General features: G+C 72.7%; 3 protein-coding genes and 1 pseudogene. 3 read left to right on the plus strand and 1 reads right to left on the minus strand.

The genetic code is table 11. The annotated features are described in order from the left end of the window. From G6024_RS06475 to G6024_RS06485, 3 genes and pseudogenes are all read left to right on the plus strand, one after another. Window positions 1–346: pseudogene (locus G6024_RS06475) on the plus strand (thiamine-phosphate kinase); the annotation flags it as partial. Window positions 347–356: 10 nt separating this feature from the next. Further along, complete coding sequence (locus G6024_RS06480; protein ID WP_067717980.1) at window positions 357–878, plus strand: gamma carbonic anhydrase family protein; 522 nt, start codon at window positions 357–359, stop codon at window positions 876–878. A gap of 3 nt (window positions 879–881) precedes the next feature. After that, the gene (locus G6024_RS06485) at window positions 882–1592 is read left to right on the plus strand and encodes a uracil-DNA glycosylase (protein WP_119192430.1); all 711 of its coding nucleotides are present in this window, start codon (window positions 882–884) and stop codon (window positions 1590–1592) included. Between the two features lie 35 nt (window positions 1593–1627). Here the strand turns inward: G6024_RS06485 and G6024_RS06490 are convergent. After that, the coding region (locus G6024_RS06490; protein WP_235027789.1) for an enoyl-CoA hydratase/isomerase family protein at window positions 1628–2071 on the minus strand (444 nt) is incomplete at its 5' end.

The raw sequence follows: 2071 nt of genomic DNA on the forward strand, positions 1-2071 counted from the left end.
GCGGGCTCTCACCGACGTCAGCGACGGGCTGCTGCGCGACCTGTCGGGGCTCGCGCGGGCATCGGGCGTCGCGGCCGACCTCGTCACCGACGCGCTGCCCGTCGACCCGGTCCTGGCCGAGGCCGCCGGAACACTGGGCGTCGCGGACCCCGGGCGTCAGGTGCTGGACTGGGTCCTCGACGGTGGCGAGGACCACGGACTGCTCGGGACGTTCCCACCCGGGGCGGTGATCCCGCCCGGGTTCACGGCGATCGGCACCGTCCGGTCGGGAGAACCCGGCCTGGTCACCCTCGACGGTGAGCCCCGCACGCCGGGAGGCTGGGACTCCGCCCGCGGCGCGAACTAGGGTGATCCGCATGGCTGTCTACGCACTGGGAGACCTCGAACCCGACATCGCACCCGACGCCTGGGTGCACCCCGATGCGGTGGTCATCGGCCGGGTGACACTCGGCGCCGGCGCCTCGGTGTGGCCCACCGCCGTCCTGCGCGGCGACTACGGGCGCATCGAGATCGGCGCGATGAGCAATATCCAGGACGGCACGATCGTCCACTGCACGGCCACCGAACCGACGATCATCGGTGAACATTGCGTGGTGGGCCACAACGCGCACATCGAGGGGGCCACCATCGGGAACGGCGTCCTCATCTCGTCGGGCTCGATCGTTCTCAACGGTTCCGTGATCGGGGACGGGGCGGTCGTGGCCGCCGGCTGCCTGGTCCCGCCCCGGTTCGACCTCCCCGCCCGACGCATGGCGATGGGGACGCCGGCGAAGATCCGCGAGGGCGTCGAGGTGGACCCCGCGATGCTCGAGGGCAACACACAGATGTACCACGACAACGCCATGCGCTACCGCGCCGACCTGCGTCGGCTCGACTGACCGGTGGACGACCGACACACCCCGCCCGCACCGTTGTCCGACCTCCTCGACCCCGGCTGGGCACGCGCGCTCGCGCCGGTCGAGGAACGGATCCACCGGATGGGTGATTTCCTCCGCGCAGAGAACGCGGCGGGCCGGGGATACCTCCCCGCCGCCGACCGGGTGCTGCGCGCGTTCACCCAGCCGTTCGACGACGTGCGCGTGCTGATCGTGGGGCAGGACCCGTACCCGACGCCCGGCCACGCGGTCGGACTGAGCTTCGCGGTGAACGGCGACGTGCGTCCGCTCCCGCGAAGCCTGGTCAACATCTATCGCGAGTACACCGACGACCTGGGACTGGCGGCCCCCGGCCACGGCGACCTCGGGGCCTGGAGCCGGGCAGGGGTCCTGTTGCTCAACAGGGTGCTCACCGTCGCGCCCGGGGAGCCCGCCTCCCACCGCCGCAAGGGGTGGGAGGAGGTCACCGGGCGGGCGATCGAGGCCCTGGTCGAGCGGGATCGCCCGATGGTGGCGATCCTGTGGGGGCGCCATGCGCAGTCGCTGGCGCCGATGCTGGGGGACACCCCCGTGATCGCCTCCGCGCACCCCTCGCCGCTCTCGGCGTCGCGCGGGTTCTTCGGCTCACGGCCGTTCAGCCGCGCCGACGAGGAACTGAGGCGACTCGGTGCCGAGCCGATGGACTGGCGACTGCCAACGGATCCGCTACAGATGTAGCGGACCCGGCCGGTCCACGACGTGGCGTTCCCGGCTCAGCCCCGTCCGAACTCCGGACGGCGTTTGGCGACGAACGCATCCACGCCCTCGATGCCGTCCGGCGAGACGGCGAGGCGGGCGATCGACTCGCGCTCGGCGTCGAGTTGATCCGACAGCGTGGCGTTCTCGGAGGCACGCAGGAGCGCCTTCGCGGCGGCGTGGGATTCGCGCGGTCCGGCCGCGAGACGCACAGCCAGAGACCGGGCGGCCTCCCGGACGTCGCCGTCGACGAAGGTCGTGAGCACGCCCAACTGGAAGGCGCGCTCACCGTCCATCGGCTCGTTGCCGAGGATGAACGCCCGCGCCGCGGGCTGACCGACCGCGCGCGGCAGGCGCCACGACATCCCTCCGTCCGGCGACAGCCCGATGCCCGGGTAGGCCGCGAGCAGTCGGGTGTCGGGCCCGCCGACCGAGAAGTCCGCGGCCATGGCCAGCGAGGC

It is taken from the genome of Dietzia maris (assembly GCF_014144855.1).
Classification (GTDB): domain Bacteria; phylum Actinomycetota; class Actinomycetes; order Mycobacteriales; family Mycobacteriaceae; genus Dietzia; species Dietzia kunjamensis.